This is a genomic window from Marinobacter sp. B-12 (assembly GCF_056857915.1).
In genome coordinates this window covers 37,058-52,295 of record NZ_JBSXOB010000032.1, presented here as the reverse complement: position 1 = coordinate 52,295, position 15,238 = coordinate 37,058, and the positions used below count along the sequence as shown (strand labels likewise).

Annotated in this window: 11 protein-coding genes; 5 read left to right on the top strand and 6 right to left on the bottom strand. The window is 56.1% G+C overall.

The annotated features are described in order from the left end of the window. Positions 1 to 21 precede the first annotated feature (21 nt). Positions 22 to 2,928, bottom strand: coding sequence for a bifunctional [glutamate--ammonia ligase]-adenylyl-L-tyrosine phosphorylase/[glutamate--ammonia-ligase] adenylyltransferase (gene glnE / locus AC13D2_RS03560; protein ID WP_300499729.1), 2,907 nt, complete (start codon positions 2,926 to 2,928; stop codon positions 22 to 24). 81 nt (positions 2,929 to 3,009) lie between these two features. Between glnE and AC13D2_RS03555 the strand changes: the two genes are divergently transcribed. Continuing rightward, positions 3,010 to 4,188, top strand: coding sequence for an ion channel (locus tag AC13D2_RS03555; protein WP_292046898.1), 1,179 nt, complete (start codon positions 3,010 to 3,012; stop codon positions 4,186 to 4,188). A 1-nt stretch (position 4,189) separates the two neighbouring features. On the opposite strand, the gene AC13D2_RS03550 is transcribed toward AC13D2_RS03555, so the two are convergent. The 5 genes from AC13D2_RS03550 to typA all read right to left on the bottom strand — a co-directional run bounded on the left by AC13D2_RS03550 (position 4,190) and on the right by typA (position 9,710). After that, a complete protein-coding gene (locus AC13D2_RS03550) occupies positions 4,190 to 5,047 on the bottom strand; it encodes a CYTH domain-containing protein (RefSeq protein ID WP_292046896.1) in 858 nt (285 codons plus the stop codon). Between the two features lie 104 nt (positions 5,048 to 5,151). Next, complete coding sequence (locus AC13D2_RS03545; protein WP_482938231.1) at positions 5,152 to 5,931, bottom strand: porin; 780 nt, start codon at positions 5,929 to 5,931, stop codon at positions 5,152 to 5,154. Positions 5,932 to 6,289: 358 nt separating this feature from the next. Continuing rightward, positions 6,290 to 6,754 carry a D-aminoacyl-tRNA deacylase gene (gene dtd / locus AC13D2_RS03540; RefSeq protein ID WP_292046893.1) on the bottom strand — a complete coding sequence of 155 codons (465 nt, stop codon included), beginning with the start codon at positions 6,752 to 6,754 and terminating at the stop codon, positions 6,290 to 6,292. Between the two features lie 81 nt (positions 6,755 to 6,835). Beyond that, positions 6,836 to 7,798 (bottom strand): prolyl aminopeptidase, encoded by a 963-nt coding sequence (gene pip / locus AC13D2_RS03535; RefSeq protein WP_292046891.1) that lies wholly within the window; start codon positions 7,796 to 7,798, stop codon positions 6,836 to 6,838. Between the two features lie 100 nt (positions 7,799 to 7,898). Continuing rightward, positions 7,899 to 9,710 (bottom strand): translational GTPase TypA, encoded by a 1,812-nt coding sequence (gene typA / locus AC13D2_RS03530; protein ID WP_482938230.1) that lies wholly within the window; start codon positions 9,708 to 9,710, stop codon positions 7,899 to 7,901. Between the two features lie 558 nt (positions 9,711 to 10,268). Between typA and glnA the strand changes: the two genes are divergently transcribed. The 4 genes from glnA (at position 10,269) to ntrC (ending at position 15,225) form a co-directional block, all read left to right on the top strand. Further along, a complete protein-coding gene (gene glnA / locus AC13D2_RS03525) occupies positions 10,269 to 11,672 on the top strand; it encodes a glutamate--ammonia ligase (protein ID WP_300499871.1) in 1,404 nt (467 codons plus the stop codon). Positions 11,673 to 11,859: 187 nt separating this feature from the next. Next, positions 11,860 to 12,390, top strand: a complete 531-nt coding sequence (locus AC13D2_RS03520; protein WP_292046407.1) for a DUF4124 domain-containing protein — start codon at positions 11,860 to 11,862, stop codon at positions 12,388 to 12,390. A 328-nt stretch (positions 12,391 to 12,718) separates the two neighbouring features. Continuing rightward, a complete protein-coding gene (gene glnL / locus AC13D2_RS03515; protein WP_292046405.1) occupies positions 12,719 to 13,801 on the top strand; it encodes a nitrogen regulation protein NR(II) in 1,083 nt (360 codons plus the stop codon). Continuing rightward, the gene (gene ntrC, locus AC13D2_RS03510; RefSeq protein WP_292046403.1) at positions 13,798 to 15,225 is read left to right on the top strand and encodes a nitrogen regulation protein NR(I); all 1,428 of its coding nucleotides are present in this window, start codon (positions 13,798 to 13,800) and stop codon (positions 15,223 to 15,225) included. Before glnL ends, ntrC begins: the two co-directional genes overlap by 4 nt. Positions 15,226 to 15,238: the final 13 nt, after the last annotated feature.

Genomic DNA, 15,238 nt, shown 5'->3' with positions numbered 1-15,238 from the left:
AGAGGCACAATGACTCTTCCATCAACCCAACATAACCCGATTCCACATACGTTGGATGTAATCACGTTCTTCGGGAAACGCGTCACCCGCCACCTGGCTGTTCAGGTTCTGCAGTGCCCGCCGGTGTATGGTGGAGCGCAGGGTGATGAACGTTTCCCGGAGTTTCTCGGTGTCTTCCACCGGCAAAACCCCTGCCCGGCCCAGTTCCTCCATCTGGCGAATATTATCGGACCACTGCGTCAATTCAGGATGCTCGGAACAACAGGCCAGCATCAGGTACTGCACCATGAACTCGATATCGATAATGCCACCATGGTCGTGTTTGATATGGAAAACCTCTGGTATCTTGCCTTCGATTTGCGGGGTGCCCAGGGCTGTGCGCATTTTCTCGCGCATGCCGACCACCTCTTCTTTTAACTTGCCCTGGTCCCTCTGCTGACACAGGATGTCGGCGCGCAGCTTTTCAAACGCTTCCAACGTTTCCCGGCAACCGGCCACACCACGAGCACGGGCCAGCGCTTGATGCTCCCAGGTCCAGGCGTCCTTACGCTGGTACTTCTCGAAGGCAGACAGGGTACTGACCAGCAGCCCCGAACTCCCCGATGGTCGCAGGCGCATATCCACTTCATAGAGTTGGCCAGACGGCGTCTGGGTGTTGAGAATGTGCACGATACGTTGCCCGAGCCGAGTGTAGAAAACGGCGTTGTCGATGGGCTTGTCGCCATCCGTTGACTGTTCCGGATCGGCATCATGGATAAAGACCAGGTCGAGGTCCGAGGTATAGCCAAGTTCGATACCCCCCAGCTTGCCATAACCAACGACGGCGAAATCGGTGTCACAGGCAGAGCCATCCTTGCGCCGGGGGTAGCCATGGCGGCTGACCAGGTTGGCGAACGCCACGTCGACCACATGGTCCAGCACCACTTCGGCAATCCACGTCAGGTAGTCACTGACTTTCATTAGCGGCAGGGTTTCCCGTATCTCCGAGGCGGCCACTCGCAAAATGTGGGCTTTCTTGAAGTGCCGCAGAGTTTCCATCTGCTCTTCGAGATCTTCATAGGGAATACGCAGCATCTGCTGGCGCAGGTCATCCTGAAGTTCGGTTTTTGCCGGCGGGCTGTACAGACTCTCTGCGTTCAGCAACTCGTCGAGCAGCAAGGGCGTTTCCGCCAGTTGGCTTGCGATCCAGGGGCTTTCACTGCACAGGCGAACCAGTTGGGTCCTGGCTCCCGGATTCTCCAGCAGCAACACCATATAGGCGGTTCTGCGCAAAATCGCTTCAACCAGTTGAAGAACCCGCACCAGCGTCTGGGACGGCCTCTCCACGTGAGTAAGCGCTTCCAACAGCACCGGCATGAACTTGTTCAACCGCTGCCGCCCTTGGGTTTGCAGCGTTTGCAGGGTGCGGGTCCCGCGCAGGTCGCTGAGGGCGGAATAGCTGCCTTCGGCATCCTCGAAACCATGGTCACCGAGCCAGGCGATTGCCGCTTCCTCATCCATTTCCCCCAACCAAAGTTCTTGCCAGCCTTCATCAAGCGCCGCCATCTCGTGCTCTTCATCTTCGATGGCGATGATATCCGCGAAATGCGTGGCCACCCGTCCGCGGTGCCTCTCCAGTTCCGTAATGCAGGCTGCCCAATCATCAAATCCCATGATCAGCGCCACACGAGCTCGGGACAGATCGTCTTCCGGCAGCAGTTGGGTCTGCTTGTCTTCCATACCCTGGAGGGCATGTTCAAGATTGCGAAGGAACACATAGGCCTCCTTCAGCTCCTTCACCACCGGTGACGGCAGCAGCTCCAGCTCTTCCAGCTCCTTCAGGATCACCAGCAGTTCCCGCTGCTGTAATTCCCGCTCGCGGCCGCCCCGGATTAATTGGAAGGCCTGCACCACGAATTCAATCTCGCGGATGCCTCCGTTACCGAGCTTGATATTATTTTCCAGCCCTTTACGGCGCACCTCCCGGCTGATCATGGACTTCATGGCACGCAGGGACTCAAACGCACTGAAGTCGATGTATTTGCGATAGACAAAGGGTTTCAAGCTATCCATCAGCACTTGTCCTGCCTTCTGGTCACCGGCCACAACCCGCGCCTTTACCATCGCATAACGCTCCCAGTCCCGCCCCTGGTCCTGGTAATAGGTTTCCAGCGCGGCGAAACTCAACGCTAACGCCCCACTCTGGCCATAGGGGCGCAGGCGCATATCCACGCGGAACACGAAGCCGTCGGCGGTGATCTGGTCCAGCGCCTGGATCAGCCTCTGGCCCAGGCGGATGAAAAACTGCTGGTTGTCAATGGAGCGGCGCCCGCCACGGGTTTCACCCTTCCCGGGGAACGCGAAGATGAGATCAATATCAGACGACACGTTGAGCTCGTGCCCACCCAGTTTTCCCATTCCCAGAACAATCAGGGGTTGCGGGCCTTCCTTACCCGTCGCCGGATTTACTCCCCACGGCGTTCCTGATTGCTCGCAGGTGTCTTCGTACAACCAGTCCAGGGCTCCCTGGATACAGGTATCGGCGAAGTCACTTGTGGCCGCCATGGTTTCGGCAAGGTCTGCCCAACGCATCAGGTCCCGCCAGATAATCCGGAACTGTATTTCCGTCCGGAACCGCCGCAACGCCGCCTGGAGACTGCCCTCATCAACCACTTCTGACAGGAATTCCTGCCAGCGTTGGCGCAGGTAATCCGACGTTGTGGCCTCAGCCAGGGGGCGGGACTGACATAACGCTGCGACCTGCTCCGGATGACGCTCAAGAGTGCGCCTGACGAACAGGCTGCGAGCGATGGCCTGCGCCACATCCTCATCGGAAACACCACCCGGAGTGCCCAGAAAACTGGGCACTCCTTCGGGAAATACCGAAGACCAGACACCTCCAACCTCATCTTCCAGACTCTTCGGTAAAGAGCGCCAAGGCTCGGACATAATGCAAACCCCTGTGTCTCTGTTATATTTCCCGTACTGTATAACGAACTCTCCCCCGACTGAACCGTTGTAAGGACACCGATGCAGAGGAATCGCCGGCCGCTGAACCCGGAACATCAGCTTTCCCACCTGCCTATGTCCGGCATTATCCGGTCACGCATCAAGCGGCTTTTCACCATTCTTGGCGGGCTGCTGGTCACTCAGGTAGTGATCATCTGGGCGGCAGAGGACCTCACGCTGTTCGAGTCTGCGTGGATGACCATGACAACGCTGGTTACCGTGGGCTACGGTGATTATGCGCCAGAAACCATCATCGGACGGCTCAGCACCGTTTTCCTGATGTTCATTGCCGCCATCACGCTGCTGACGCTTATCGTCAGTGATTATATTGAATACCGGTTCTACCGCCGGGAACGTATCTTAACCGGACGCTGGATATACGCCATGAAAGACCATATCGTTATCGTCAACACACCGCAGACGGGTGGAGAGCAGTATTTTTCTCGCTTTGCCTCCCAGATGCGGGCCGTACCCGGCTATGAAACCGTTCCCATCATCATACTGACCAGCCAGTTTCCAAACGGGCTGCCGCCCGAACTGGCGGACAACGGACTGGTTCATTTTCATGGTTCCGGTAGCGATCCGGAAGCTCTCAAGGCGGTGCACGCTGGTTCTGCCCGACATATTATCGTGTTGGCCGCCGACGAATCCGACCCGACCTCCGACAGTCTGACGTTTGATATCGCCCACAGGCTGAGTGAGTCGAACCTCGGCCAAAAAGTCACGGTGGAGTGCGTGCGGGATGAGAATCGGGATCGCTTTACTTCTGTGGGTGTCCGTACCGTTATCCGGCCGGTTCGAACCTATCCGGAGATCATGGTGCGCTCGGTAATCGCCCCAGGGTCAGAGAAAGTCCTTGAGGATCTGTTTAACTATCAACACGACCACCCTCACCGCTACGAAATTGAACTGGACGACCTGAACTGGGCGGATATTGTTAGTGCGCTGATCCGGCATGGCATCGGCACCGCACTGGCCTATATTGACAACAATAACGAAGTCGTTTGCCATCCGCCGACCGATAAGGAAATTGAAGGTAAGGGCCTGATCGTTCTGGTGAAGTCCAGCGAGACACCGGACGTGGAAGTGGTGAAAGAGGCCCTGTCACACTATCGCGACTTTATTAACAAATGGCACAATTTGCAGAAACAGGCCTCCCAAGGGGATAGCAACGCCGCCAATGCGGCCGACCAGTCGTAAACTATGACGCCGCGATGGCCAGTTGTAGCTGGCCGAGCTCCTTACTGGTTATCATATCTCCAATGGTATCCCCTTCTGCCAGTGCACGGAACACGCGCTGATAGAGGTCCTGGACGCCGCGCTCGCCAGCCATCCGACCTATTGCGGCAAAATCATCTCCATCCGCGGGAATGGGCTGGCCTGTAAGCCATGACACGCTCAGGAGAAACAGGAATTCATTCACCGACAGCTCTGCATCCGACACCGCTTGCGGAACCGGTTGATAGAGCCCCGCAAGGTGATACCCTTGCTCCGCCTTGCTCACAAGGTTCAGAAACACCGGTACCTCATCCGCCAGACGTCGCGCCCACGCGAGCAACAGCGAGGCGTCTCCAGCCTTAAGCTCAAATTCAATTTCGCTGAGCGGTCGGGACTGCTCACCTGCCACGATTTCCCCGGAATCAATGGCTACTTCAATCAGGCTTTCCCCTTGCTCGATCATGACCACACGACGCTGGAAGTTAGTCTCAAACACCGGTTTCAGTTCGGCAAGGTTCACGTTCTGACCCACTGGCGTATCAGCGAGCAGCCCCATATTGAGCGTGGTACCGATCAACGGCCACTCCCACTCCTGACGACGATGGGCACCATCAACGAACTCACCACGGGTTTTCAGAGTCTGGATGTGCTTGCCACCCGCTTTACGAATTCGCAGGGCAATCTTCTGGCTGTTGAGATCCCCATCGGGCGTGTCGTAGTACGTGTTTCCCAACTGCAGAGTCTCTGACTCCCTGGTGTTGGGCTCACTCAACAGCCACTCAACGGCCCGATCCAGGTCAGGTTTCGCCACGCTGAGCTTGATTTCCAGTTCCAGGGTCATCGCCCCTCCTGCCTTGGGAAATATAATATCAGCATACATAAAAAAACCGGCGGCCCGAAGGCCGCCGGTTTTTGACTACTTACATTGATTAGCTGGCTAGCTGATCAGAAGTAGTAAACACCACCAACGGCCAGCGCAGAACGCTCGCTTTCGTCGGCAACGCCGTAAACGCCGTCGTCACCGTTGCCCAGGTAACCTTCAACGTAAACGTACATGTGGTGAGACACGTTGTGCAGAGCCTGCAGAGTAATAGTGCTACGCTCGGTGTCGCCTGAATCATCAGCTACGTCCAGCTCATAAGTCGCGGCGAACTGGTTCGGACCAACGGCGTATACAGCGTGAACGCCGTAGCGATCGCCAACGTCTTTACGAGTCTGGTACTGACCAGTCAGGCTCAGGGCGTCCAGGCCTACAGTGGCACGCAGGCCGTAGGTGTTTTCATTGTTCGGGCCACCAGCGCCGTCGTTAGAATCCATGGCTACTGCCACTTCAACATTGTCAACCGCATAGGTAGCAGCCAGCTGGTAAGGGTAGGACTTCTTGTCACCCTTATCGCCAAGATCGTTGACACCATCATCGTCTGCGTCTAGGTTATCCAGGTCGCCATTGATCTGAACGGCAGCGCCCAGAGTCAGGCCACCGAAAGATGGAGTCTTGTACTGAACCAGATCGCCTTCGCCCGTTTCGTATCCGCCACCGAAGTTATAAGCAGCAAACTCGTAGAAGTTGGCAATTCTGTCAATAGCGCTTTCGTAGGTGGAGTCGTCAGAACCAACCCAAACCTGGCCGAAGCTGTCGCCTTTCACACCAATGCAGGCCTCATCAACGTCTTCCAGACCGCTCTCGCGATCCTTATCGTCAGCGGCCAGGCCATAATAATTCATCTTTCTTCTTGTCAGCGAAGAACCCGCCATGCCCTTTACGGCTCAATCATTTACGCTGCTTTTTTAAAGCAATTAGCGACAAACCTGTTTCAATGCAATGATGTCGCACTTCCAAATTTTTAACCGGGCCTTTTAAGCTCAATTGAGCTTAAAAGGGAAACTATTTATGCTATTAACTGCCATCTGTTTTCGCGAAACTTACCCATCAAATCCAAGGCCAGAAACCATTAACTTGTTTTTCATCAATAAATTAACGGAGAAAAATGCTTCATGCACCAGTCAAAGATCTGGCTTCCTGGCCAGCGCCGCACCAGAAAAGACCACCGACAGTTGCAATGCGTCGCTATAGGGCGACACCTCAACGCCTCCCGGGTACACCTCTGACCTCCAGAAGAAACGTAACCGGCCCATCGTTTAACAAGGCCACTTTCATGTCCGCGCCGAACCGACCCTGACCAACCCGATCCGCGCCCAACTGCGACTCACACACCGCCACGAATTCATGAAACAATGCTTCCGCGGATTCCGGGCGCGCAGCCGTCGAAAATCCCGGACGGGACCCGGACCGGGTATCAGCAGCAAGCGTAAACTGGGGAACAACAAGGAGGGAGCCGCCCATATCGAACAGGCTGCGATTCATCCGTCCCTGGTCGTCGGGAAATACCCGGTAGGAGAGTAATTTTCGACACAGTTCCCGCACCGTGCAGGAGTCGTCTGACTTCTCCACTCCAAGCAACAACAACAGCCCCGAACCAATCTCGGAGATGATCTCATTGTCGACGGTAACGCTGGCGTGGGTAACCCGCTGTATCAGCCCTTTCATCAAGCTCCCTGCGCAAGGACTCAGAATTCGGAACGAAGTTTATCCACGCACCAGGCTCGCCGCAACCTTCTTAATGTGACTTTACGTATCCCTACCTTCAAGCTGCGCAGCGACCTCATCGACACCACGCATCAGGGCATCAATGATGGCGGGCTCGGACGCCGAGTGCCCAGCGTCCCGTATGATCCTCAAGCCTGCTTCCGGCCAGGCCTGGCTCAAAGCCAGAGCGTTATCCAGCGGGCAAACCATATCGTAACGGCCATGGACAATGATGCCAGGAATATCCTTGAGTAACGCCGCGTCACGTACGATCTGATCATCTTCCAGAAACGCATTATTCATGAAGTAATGGCATTCGATTCGGGCCAGGGCAATGGCCACATGGGGATGCCCGAAGTGCTCAACCACACGCGGATTCGGGTGCAGGGTCGCACACCGCCCCTCCCAGATGGACCACGCCTTGGCAGCCTGTATCTGCTCCAGTTCGTTGCTGCTCGTCAGGCGACGGTAATAGGCCGCGACGAGATCACCACGCTCACCCTCCGGAATGGGCGCCAGGAAATCCCGCCAGTAATCGGGAAACACGCGGCTTGCGCCCTCCTGGTAGAACCAGTGGATATCTCTGGGCCGACACAAAAATATTCCTCTCAGAACCAGACCAAGCACTCTGTCCGGGTGCGACTGGGCATACACCAGGCTCAACGTAGCCCCCCAACTGCCGCCAAACAGTATCCATCGGTCCACCCCGAGAAAGGTCCGCACTGTTTCCATGTCGTCCACAAGATTTTGCGTGGTGTTTCCAACAAACTCCGCCAGAGGCCTTGAACGGCCTGCTCCACGCTGATCCATCAGAATAATCCGGTAGCGCTCGGCATCGAAAAAACGGCGGTGATAGTCCTCGCACCCACCACCCGGCCCACCGTGGACGACCAGAACAGGAATGCCATCCGGATTGCCGCTTTCTTCAACAAAAAGCTCATGAGGGGGATCAACTGCAATGCGATGTTGGGCGTTAGGCTTGATATCTGGGAACAGGGTGAGCATGAGGCGCTCCGGAAAGAGGATTTAACCGGAGTTTAGCTGAAGAGAACAAAAAAGGGGCGGGCCATATTGGCACCGCCCCCTCTATATCGAGCACTGAAGATTACTTCTTATGGGCGCGCTTACGCTCGTTCTCGGTCAGAAGCTTCTTGCGCAGCCGGATCGACTTGGGCGTCACTTCCACCAACTCGTCTTCATCGATAAACTCCAGAGCCTGCTCGAGGGTATGCTTGATCGGCGGCACCAGGCCGATAACCTCATCCTTGCCAGACGCGCGCATGTTGTCCAGCTTCTTCCCCTTGGTGGGGTTAATCACCAGATCGTTGTCACGGCTGTGAATACCACATAACTGGCCTTCATAGATTTCCTGGCCAGGATCCAGGAACAGCTTGCCCCGGCTCTGCAGTGTTTCCAGCGAGTAAGTCAACGCAGCACCCGTCGCCATTGACACCAGCACACCGTTTTGACGACTGGTGACATCACCGCTCTTGATAGGACCGTAATGGCTGAAGGTTGAGGTCAGGATACCCGAGCCGGATGTCATGGTCAGGAAGGCGTTACGGAAACCGATCAGCCCTCGCGCCGGAATCGTATACTCAAGGCGCATACGGCCCTTTCCATCCGGCACCATGTTGGTCATCTCACCCTTGCGGAGCCCCATCTGATCCATCAGCGCGCCCTGGTGCTGCTCTTCGATATCGATGATGACGTTCTCATACGGCTCCTGCTTGACACCGCCGATCTCACGGATAACCACTTCCGGGCGCCCTACTGCAAGCTCAAAATTCTCCCGGCGCATATTCTCGATCAGCACCGACAGGTGCAGCTCGCCACGACCCGATACCTTGAACTTATCTGCAGACTCACCTTCCTCAACTCGCAGAGCAACATTGTGCAGCAGCTCTTTTTCCAACCGCTCTTTGATGTTGCGGCTGGTGACAAACTTGCCTTCCTTGCCACAGAACGGTGAATCGTTGACCTGAAAAGTCATGGAAACCGTTGGCTCGTCGACCGTTAGCGGCGGCAGAGCTTCAACAGCGGACTGATCGCATAAGGTGTCAGAGATGTACAGCTCATCCATGCCGCTGACACAGATAATGTCGCCGGCCTGCGCTTCGTCGACTTCAACCCGCTGCAGCCCCGAGTGGCCCATGATCTTGAGAATGCGGCCCTGGCGCTTTTTGCCGTTGGCACCAATCGCCGTCACCGGAGAATTGGTTTTAACCTTGCCGCGCATAATGCGGCCAATGCCAATGACGCCCAGGAAGCTATTGTAGTCCAACTGGGAAATTTGCATCTGGAACGGACCGTCCCGGTCAACGTTGGGCGCAGGCACGTGATCAACGATGGCCTGAAAAACCGCGTCCATGTTGTCGTCCAGCTTCTCATGATCCATTCCGGCAATGCCGTTCAGGGCACTGGCATAGACAATCGGAAAGTCCAGTTGCTCATCGCTGGCACCAAGGTTGTCGAACAAGTCAAACACCTGATCCACCACCCAATCCGGGCGAGCCCCGGGGCGGTCAATCTTGTTCACCACAACGATCGGATGCAAACCCGCGTCGAATGCTTTCTGGGTGACGAAACGGGTTTGCGGCATAGGGCCGTCAATGGAGTCAACCACCAGCAACACACAATCGACCATGCTCATGACACGCTCGACTTCACCCCCGAAATCGGCGTGACCCGGGGTGTCCACGATATTGATGTCGTAGTCATGCCATTTCAGCGCCGTATTCTTGGCCAGAATGGTAATACCACGTTCTTTTTCCTGGTCATTGGAGTCCATGACACGCTCGTTTTCGAGCTCTTTACGGTCCAGCGTGCCGGACTGACGAAGAAGCTGGTCAACCAGCGTGGTCTTGCCATGGTCAACGTGGGCGATGATGGCGATATTACGAAGTTTATCAATCACAACTATAATCCTGCAGCATGCACTGAATGACCTGAGAGGTCTTCAGTAAGCGCAAAGCCCCTTACATGCCGTCTCAAATCCGTAAAATGAATTTCATTTGCCAGGCTGGGCAGCCCGGGTGCACCCTGATGAAACTCAGCGGTTACACTGAGCATCCGGGGCGAAAATGAAGTGGCGCGCAGTATATAGCAAACTCACTTGCGTTTATATGAAGAAAAGTGACTATCGGGCCACCTTCGCACACGCACCATTTTGACGCATTATGCCGATGAACGCACCATTTTAATGCACCACAAGAGGGCGATTTGACTCCCGCTATTAAGGCGATCGCTCCAAAACAGCCCGAAAACTCTCCAATTGCGCTCTTGTGGAGCATGCTCAAAAAACTGGCAAGGCTATTGCTTTATCCTCAGTAGCCGAATTTGCAGGTAAGTCGGAACAGCTTTTGATAAGCTTCCCAACCTGAAAGAAAGATCGGGGGTCAGCACCGCTGAACGATCCGGCAACAACGCACACAGAAATCGCCCGCACTGCGGGATAACTGACGGAGCTTGCACAATGTCCAAGACGATTGATCTGATCAAGGAACACGAAGTCAAATGGGTCGACATGCGATTCACTGACAGCCGCGGTAAAGAGCAGCACGTGACCCTGCCCGCAACCGAGGTAGACGAAGAGTTCTTCGCCGACGGCAAAATGTTTGACGGGTCCTCCATCTCTGGCTGGAAGGGGATCAACGAATCCGACATGATTCTGATGCCGGTCGACGAAACGTCTGTCCTTGATCCTTTCACGGAAGAAACGACCGTTAACATCACCTGTGACATTGTGGAGCCATCCACCATGCAAGGGTACGAGCGTGACCCACGCTCGGTTGCCAAGCGTGCCGAAGAATACCTGAAGTCAACCGGCATTGCTGATGGCGCTCTGTTCGGCCCAGAGCCAGAGTTCTTCGTGTTCGACTCCGCCAAGTGGAAAGTCGACATGCAGGGCTCAATGTACGAACTGTACTCCGAAGAAGCAGCCTGGGTTTCCGGCGAAGATTTCGATCGCAATAATATTGGTCACCGTCCTGGCGTTAAAGGCGGCTATTTCCCGGTCCCGCCGGTAGACAGCCTGCATGACCTGCGTGGCGCGATGTGTGCTGCCATGGAATCCATGGGCCTGGAAATTGAAGTCCACCACCACGAAGTGGGTACTGCTGGCCAGTGTGAAATCGGCGTTGGCGCCAACACCCTGACTCGCAAGGCTGACGAAGTACAGATCCTGAAGTACTGCGTACACAACGTCGCTCACGCGTACGGTAAGACGGCCACCTTCATGCCCAAGCCAGTGGTTGGTGACAACGGTTCCGGCATGCACGTACACATGTCCCTGAACAAGGATGGCAAAAACCTGTTTGCAGGTGACGGCTATGCCGGCCTCAGCGAAATGGCGCTGTATTATATAGGCGGTGTTATCAAGCATTCCAAGGCCATCAATGCCTTCACCAATGCCTCCACCAACAGCTACAAGCGCCTGGTTCCGGGTTTTGAAGCTCCGGTCATGCTGGCCTACTCGGCCCGTAACCGCTCTGCATCAATACGCATTCCTTACGTCAACAGCCCGAAAGGCCGTCGTATCGAAGTACGCTTCCCGGACGCTTCTGCCAACCCGTACCTGGCCTTCGCAGCCCTTATGATGGCTGGCCTGGACGGCATTCAGAACAAGATCCATCCTGGCGATGCCATGGACAAGGATCTGTACGACCTGCCAAAGGAAGAAGCCCTGAATATCCCGACCGTTGCCGAAACTTTCCAGGAAGCTCTGGACAGCCTGGAAGCGGATCATGAGTTCCTGACTCGTGGCGGCGTCTTTACTGAGGACATGATTGGCGGTTACATCGACCTTAAGCGTGGCGAAGTTGAAAAACTCAACATGACCACACATCCGGTCGAGTTTGAGTTGTACTACTCCTGCTAAGCTGCTCGTAAATACAAGCAGCCCAAGTAGTAGTCAGAGAAGCCCCGCCTTGCGCGGGGCTTTTTTTGTGTACGGTCGCACATTTCGACCAGCCTTAACGGAATGTAACCAAGCTGCTGGGTAATGGCGTTGAAATACTCAGGACGGGCACTGATAATCGGGTAAAACAATCAAACAGGTTGTCTCTATGAACGTACGGCTCGCACTACTCACGGGCATTGTTGCCCTTGCGGCATTTCCGGTTTCCGCGGAGGTCTATCGTCAGGTGGATGCTCAAGGGAACGTTACCTATACCGACGAACCCTCGGAAGGCTCGCCTGCTGAGGAGATCAAGGTCAAGCCTGTCACCACGGTCACCCTGCCCAAACTCGAAGCGGTTAGAGAACCCGAGCGGTTGCGTGAAAAAGTGCAGCAGGAAGGGGCCGTCTACGATAGCGTCCGTTTTCTTGCGCCGGGCGACGATCAGGCCTTTCACAGTGGCAGCGGCGATGTGGAATTTCGCGTGACCAGTTCACCCGGTCTTCGGGGCAGCCACAAGTACGAAGTCACTCTCGACGGTCAACCAGTGGGCCAGAGCGCTTCCGGAAGCGTTATGGTGCGTAATGTGTTTCGCGGCACCCACGATGCCGGCGTCAATATCGTCGACAGCAACGGAGTTACCGTCAAGAGCGGCGAAACCATTACGTTCACCATTCACCGGCCCAGCGTCAACAACTGATGCACCATTCCGGCGCTCCGACCGTCTCAGGCCGGGGCGCTACACAAACGCAAACCTGTAGCGGTTAGCGAACGATCACGCCACTCTTGCTTGCCCTGTTTTAGTGCGACCGCACCATAAAAAAGCCATACTCTGATCATTCCCAGGGCGGATATCCGGGGGCAGGCTGTGCGCAATTATACTTCTGCACTACACCACAGCGTGTTCACAGGCCTGCGACCCCGCATGCCCGTATAATGCCCACGTTCATCCTCCTAACAGCCAATGTGGTTCGCTTTTTGCAAAACCACCTTAGCAACCCGCAAGGCCTATCAAAAGGGACAAACGAATGGCAATACCGGCCGGATACAAAAGCATACTGGACAGCCTGACCACAGCCGTACTGGTGCTGCGTGACGGATTGCGAATCCAGTACCTGAATCCGGCAGCCGAAAGCCTGTTTGAAACCAGCGTAACCAGAAGTAAGGACGCCCCGATCAACGACATCCTGATCGACTCTGAGGACGCCCTGAAAACACTGCATGCGGCGGCCGAGAACGGCCAGTCGTACACCAGACGCGAAGCGGAATTCATACTGGCAAGCGGGCTGCGTCTGACGGTTGATTATTCGGTATCCCCCATAAGCCTTGAGCCAACGGAACTGTTGATCGAAATCCAGCCCAGAGACCGCTTGCTACGGATCAGCCGGGAAGAGGACATTATCTCCCAGCAGGAAACCACCCGGATACTGGTCCGGGGCATGGCCCATGAAATCAAAAACCCTCTTGGTGGTATTCGCGGGGCCGCCCAGTTGCTGGACCGCGAACTGCACAACGAAGACCAGAAAGAATACACCCAGGTAATCATTGCAGAAGCGGACCGGCTGCGAACCCTGGTGGATCGCATGCTCGGCCCGAACAAGGCGCCAAAACTGGCGCCCACCAATATTCATGAGGTTCTGGAGCGCGTTAAAACCCTTCTGGAAGCCGAGAGCCGCGGCCGGCTGAACTTCCGGAGGGATTACGATCCCAGCCTGCCGGAATTCCAGGGCGACAAGGAACAGCTGATCCAGGCTTTTCTCAACATTGCGCGTAACGCCATGGAAGCCGCGTTCGAGAACCTGGCAGAGATAACCGGCGACGAACAGCCGACCATCACCTTTCGCACACGCGCGTTGCGACAGTTCACCATCGGCCACAAACGCCATCGCCTGGTGTGCCGCGTGGATGTGATCGACAACGGCCCGGGCATACCACCGGACCTGCTGCAGAACGTTTTCTACCCGATGATCAGTGGGCGAGCCAGCGGCACGGGCCTCGGCCTGTCCATCACCCAAAGCATCATCGGACAACATCACGGGCTTGTTGAATGTGAGAGCGAGCCCGGAAAAACCGACTTCATCATCTTCCTGCCCCTGGAGGAAAACCAATGAGCCAACCGGCAAACGTCTGGATAATTGACGATGATCGCAGTATACGCTGGGTGCTGGAGCGCGCCCTGAACCAGGCCGGTATGCAGCCCCGGGTATTTGAAAGTGGCGAAAGCATCATGATGAGGCTGGAACACGAACAGCCTGACGCCATCATCAGCGACATCCGCATGCCCGGCGTCGACGGCATTACCCTGCTCTCCCAGATCGTCGACGCGCACCCGGACCTGCCGGTGATCATCATGACCGCGCATTCCGACCTGGAAAGCGCTGTAACCAGTTACCAGACCGGCGCCTTCGAATATCTTCCAAAACCGTTTGATGTGGACGACGCCGTTGCGCTGGCGAAGCGGGCCGTGGCTCACAGCCACGAGCGCAGGGCCACCTCGGAACCGCAAGCGGAAAGTGCCCAGCGGAATGCCGAAATCATCGGTGAAGCACCCGCGATGCAGGAGGTGTTCAGGGCCATCGGCCGGCTGTCCCACTCCAACATTACCGTCCTGATCAATGGTGAAAGTGGTACCGGTAAGGAACTGGTCGCCCAGGCCCTTCACAACCATAGCCCCCGGGCCAGCCACCCTTTTATCGCGCTAAACATGGCCGCGATTCCAAAGGACCTGATTGAGTCTGAGCTGTTTGGCCATGAGAAAGGCGCCTTCACCGGCGCGGCCGCCGCAAGACAGGGCCGCTTCGAGCAATCCAACGGCGGCACCCTGTTCCTGGACGAGATCGGTGATATGCCCGCCGACACCCAGACACGGCTATTGCGGGTACTGGCCGATGGTGAGTTCTATCGGGTGGGCGGCACCACGCCCATCAAGGTGGACGTCCGCATCATCGCCGCCACGCACCAGGATCTGGAAAAGCTCGTACAGGCGGGCACCTTCAGGGAAGATCTGTTCCATCGCCTGAATGTCATCCGGGTGCACCTGCCAAAACTGGCGGAACGCCGGGAGGACATCCCGCGGCTGATGGAACATTTCCTCAAGAGTGCAGCCCGGGAACTGGCAGTGGAAACCAAAATACTGCGCCCGGAAGCCGAGGAATACCTCACCACCCTGCCCTGGCCCGGCAATGTCCGCCAGCTAGAGAATACGTGCCGCTGGCTGACAGTGATGGCCAGTGGACGCGAAGTTCACATCGACGACCTTCCCCCGGAGCTTGTTCAGCAGGCAGAGGCTCCCGCAACTGGACAGACCTGGCAGGAAGGCCTGCGCAACTGGTCGGAACAGGAACTCAAACGCGGCCACAAAGGCATTCTGGATACCGCCGTGCCGGAGTTTGAACGAATCATGATTGAGACGGCATTGAAACACACCGGTGGGCGACGGCGTGATGCCTCCATCCTACTTGGCTGGGGGCGGAATACCCTGACGCGGAAGATCAATGAGCTCGGGATGGATCATCCGGAGGGAGAGGAGGACTAACGACCTCGCTGAA

What these genes read in the sequence shown, in the direction of transcription:
- ntrC (WP_292046403.1), top strand. Translation starts at nt 13,798, where the DNA reads ATGAGCCAACCGGCAAACGTCTGGATAATTGACGATGATCGCAGTATA.
- glnL (WP_292046405.1), top strand. Translation starts at nt 12,719, where the DNA reads ATGGCAATACCGGCCGGATACAAAAGCATACTGGACAGCCTGACCACA.
- pip (WP_292046891.1), bottom strand. Translation starts at nt 7,798, where the DNA reads ATGCTCACCCTGTTCCCAGATATCAAGCCTAACGCCCAACATCGCATT.
- AC13D2_RS03545 (WP_482938231.1), bottom strand. Translation starts at nt 5,931, where the DNA reads ATGAATTATTATGGCCTGGCCGCTGACGATAAGGATCGCGAGAGCGGT.
- AC13D2_RS03550 (WP_292046896.1), bottom strand. Translation starts at nt 5,047, where the DNA reads ATGACCCTGGAACTGGAAATCAAGCTCAGCGTGGCGAAACCTGACCTG.
- AC13D2_RS03555 (WP_292046898.1), top strand. Translation starts at nt 3,010, where the DNA reads ATGCAGAGGAATCGCCGGCCGCTGAACCCGGAACATCAGCTTTCCCAC.
- glnA (WP_300499871.1), top strand. Translation starts at nt 10,269, where the DNA reads ATGTCCAAGACGATTGATCTGATCAAGGAACACGAAGTCAAATGGGTC.
- dtd (WP_292046893.1), bottom strand. Translation starts at nt 6,754, where the DNA reads ATGAAAGGGCTGATACAGCGGGTTACCCACGCCAGCGTTACCGTCGAC.
- AC13D2_RS03520 (WP_292046407.1), top strand. Translation starts at nt 11,860, where the DNA reads ATGAACGTACGGCTCGCACTACTCACGGGCATTGTTGCCCTTGCGGCA.
- glnE (WP_300499729.1), bottom strand. Translation starts at nt 2,928, where the DNA reads ATGTCCGAGCCTTGGCGCTCTTTACCGAAGAGTCTGGAAGATGAGGTT.